Below are 2,726 nucleotides of genomic sequence, written 5' to 3' on the forward strand. Positions count from 1 at the left end.
GGAACCCAAAACGCCGCGCACCTTTGAGAAAGCCGCGAGCGGGGGCGTTTTGGTCTGGAACCCAAAACGCCGCGCACCTTTGAGAAAGCCGCGAGTGGGGGCGTTTTGGTCTGGGATGCCGCCTTTGCCACTGATTCGGTTTGAAAAACAAGGTATTTTGCAGAGGTACAAAATGAAAAACCCCTTTCCTCTCTCAAGCGACAACAAACGGTACCACACCTACCATTACTACCTGACCCAGCGGTTCGGTGGGAAGGTCTCGCGGGTCAGCCTGAACGCGGGGATGTCCTGTCCCAACCTCGACGGCACCAAGGGCGTCGGGGGCTGTGTCTATTGCTCGCCCACCGGAAGTGGGGAGTTCGGCGGGGACCCGCGGGAGGAAATCCCGGCCCAGTTCGCACAGATTTCCGCGCGGATGGGCCAAAAATGGGACACACAAAAGCATATCGCCTACCTACAGGCTCGGACCAACACCTATGCCCCGGTCGAACGGCTGCGGGAGGTCTACGAACAGGCCCTCGGCTGTCCGGGGGTGGTGGGGCTGGCGGTCGCAACCCGCCCGGACTGCCTGTCTGAACCGGTCTGCGACCTGCTTGCGGAATTTTCTGAGCGCACCTATCTAACCGTCGAGCTGGGGCTACAGACCGCCAACGATCAAACCGGCGCGGCGCTCAACCGGTGTTATGGTCTCTCCGATTTTTTGGCGGGATATGCTTGTTTGCGCGCACGCGGTGTTTCTGTCGGGGTGCATATCATCGACGGATTGCCGGGGGAGTCGCATGAGATCATGCTGGAGACCGCCCGTCTGCTCGCAGGGTTGGAACTGCACCTCGTGAAAATCCATCTGCTGCACGTGATCGCGGGCACACCGCTTGCCGAATCTTTTGCAACACAAAAATTCCCGCTGCTCACCCGCGAAGCCTATGTGCAGATCGTCTGCGACCAGCTCGAGCTGTTCCCGCCAGAGTTCGTGATCGGCAGGCTCACCGGCGACGGCGCGCCCGATACGCTGATCGGCCCGGACTGGAGCCGTAAAAAGCTCTGCGTCCTCAACGAGATCGACAAGGAGCTTGCCCGTCGGGACTCCTGGCAGGGCAAACGCTGGAAGCAGGCGCGGCCCGTATGACTGCCGTCGTTTCTCTGCCAGTCCGCTGGCGGCAGTCCCAAAAGATAACAGGGTCCTGCGGGACAGGGACTCCTGGATTAAGGCCCACCTGAATTTCGCTAAACTTTTATTTAGCGAAATTATTTGTTTTGCCTTTTTGCCGCACTCCCCCACTTCACCGATGGCCTGGATTTGGCAGCGGAGGCGGCCAGAGACTGGCTCTTGCTGCCTGGCAAGGCAAAAGGCAGACACCCCTCTGCGGCCTGCAAAGAGTTGCTGCAAAAAAAGCCTGCTCAGGCAGGGGTGGCTGACTGTGTGTAAAGCTCCTGGACTTGCCATCAAAATCCAGAACCAGCTTCATCAGCGGAAACCGGTCCCGACAAAACAGCCGCCGCCTTGGCCGAAAACAGCTCTTGTGAAATTTCCATGTATTTACACAATGGCGAAAACCCGATTTCATCTGAAAAAACAACCCGCCGGACAGTATAAACCATCCGGCGAACCTGCATCAGGGAATGTCGTCCTTCTGTTTGAACTTTTTTACCAGCCGGTAAAACGCATACTTGTTGATATTGAGCAGCGTCTGGGCCTCCTTACTGGTCAGGGAGCCTTCTTTGTACCGCTGGTAGATAGAAGGAAAATCCTCCGGTACGGGGGCTGGGGGACGTCCAAACCGTACTCCATTCGCTTGCGCGCGGGAAATTCCCTGTCTCTGCTTTTCCTTCCGTTCCTGCTCGGCAGCCTCCAGAACGTCCGCAACAGCATCGAATTTTTCCTGATCGTCTATGATCTCTCTGATTTTCTCAATTAGCGCGGCATCCATAATTATCCTCCTTAATAAGCTGAGAAAGCCTCACCGGAAATGCCGCAGAACTGCCGCTTGCAAACTGCGCCTTTCCGGAAAAAACGCGTCGGTTTTCCCAAGTTAAAGATCAGGGAGCGTCAGAAACGAGCGGCTCTCCGCTTTCCGACCTGGTGCTGTCTGAAAAACTGAAAACATCGTCTTTTTCCGGTGGAAGCGGTCCTCCTCTTCTCTCTAAAGCCCGCCCGCCTTTTATGAAAAATACGTCCGTTTTCCTGCCTCTATACAAGCCCTGTCCCTGAGCTTCCCGCAGGTGCCACTATGGGAAGATCGTCCGGTCTTTATTGATTGCTGTGTTCAAGCATATCGGTCCACTCCCTCCCCGGATCGCCAGATCTAAAATGCAGGATTCCCCCTATTTTCTATTATAACATTTTTTGTAGATTTTCGCAAAAAAAAGAGTAGAAAAATTTTTGATCTTTATTTATTTTTTCTGCACAAAGATTGCGGGCACCAGGCACGTTTTGTTCGTGCAGTTGCACAGTATCCTGAAAGGTGCGCGGCGTTTTGGGTTCCCGACCAAAACAACGCCCTTCGCTTCTCGGGCCTGCGGCCCGGACTGCGAGCCGCAGCGAGCGTTTCGAGGCCAACCGCCGCAGGCGGCTCTTAGGCCGAGATCGCGCTCCGCGCGATGCCCCCTCAGTTTGCCTCACGGGCGAGGGGCCACCGGGCGCATGTTGTTTTGGGTTCCCGACCAAAACAACGCCCTTCGCTTCTCGGGCTTTCAGCCCGAAGCGCGCTTACGCGCGACGCTCGGGC

Annotated in this window: 3 protein-coding genes; 1 reads left to right on the forward strand and 2 read right to left on the reverse strand. The window is 56.2% G+C overall.

All coding sequences use genetic code 11. The annotated features are described in order from the left end of the window. Positions 1 to 172: 172 nt before the first annotated feature. Positions 173 to 1,126, forward strand: coding sequence for a tRNA modification radical SAM protein MnmL/YtqA (locus tag C814_RS11120; protein ID WP_016317932.1), 954 nt, complete (start codon positions 173 to 175; stop codon positions 1,124 to 1,126). A 317-nt stretch (positions 1,127 to 1,443) separates the two neighbouring features. Here C814_RS11120 and C814_RS23520 read toward each other — a convergent pair whose 3' ends face one another. Both C814_RS23520 and C814_RS11125 read right to left on the reverse strand, forming a co-directional pair. After that, a complete protein-coding gene (locus C814_RS23520) occupies positions 1,444 to 1,614 on the reverse strand; it encodes a hypothetical protein (protein ID WP_022788336.1) in 171 nt (56 codons plus the stop codon). Further along, on the reverse strand, positions 1,614 to 1,928 hold the full coding sequence (locus tag C814_RS11125) for a recombinase family protein (protein WP_016317933.1): 315 nt from the start codon (positions 1,926 to 1,928) through the stop codon (positions 1,614 to 1,616). Before C814_RS11125 ends, C814_RS23520 begins: the two co-directional genes overlap by 1 nt. Positions 1,929 to 2,726 lie beyond the last annotated feature (798 nt).

Source organism: Anaerotruncus sp. G3(2012), assembly GCF_000403395.2.
Classification (GTDB): Bacteria; Bacillota; Clostridia; order Oscillospirales; family Ruminococcaceae; genus Anaerotruncus.

Excerpts from the sequence above, each read along its gene's own strand:
- C814_RS11120 (WP_016317932.1), top strand. The coding sequence starts at position 173 with ATGAAAAACCCCTTTCCTCTCTCAAGCGACAACAAACGGTACCACACC.
- C814_RS23520 (WP_022788336.1), bottom strand. The coding sequence starts at position 1,614 with ATGCAGGTTCGCCGGATGGTTTATACTGTCCGGCGGGTTGTTTTTTCA.
- C814_RS11125 (WP_016317933.1), bottom strand. The coding sequence starts at position 1,928 with ATGGATGCCGCGCTAATTGAGAAAATCAGAGAGATCATAGACGATCAG.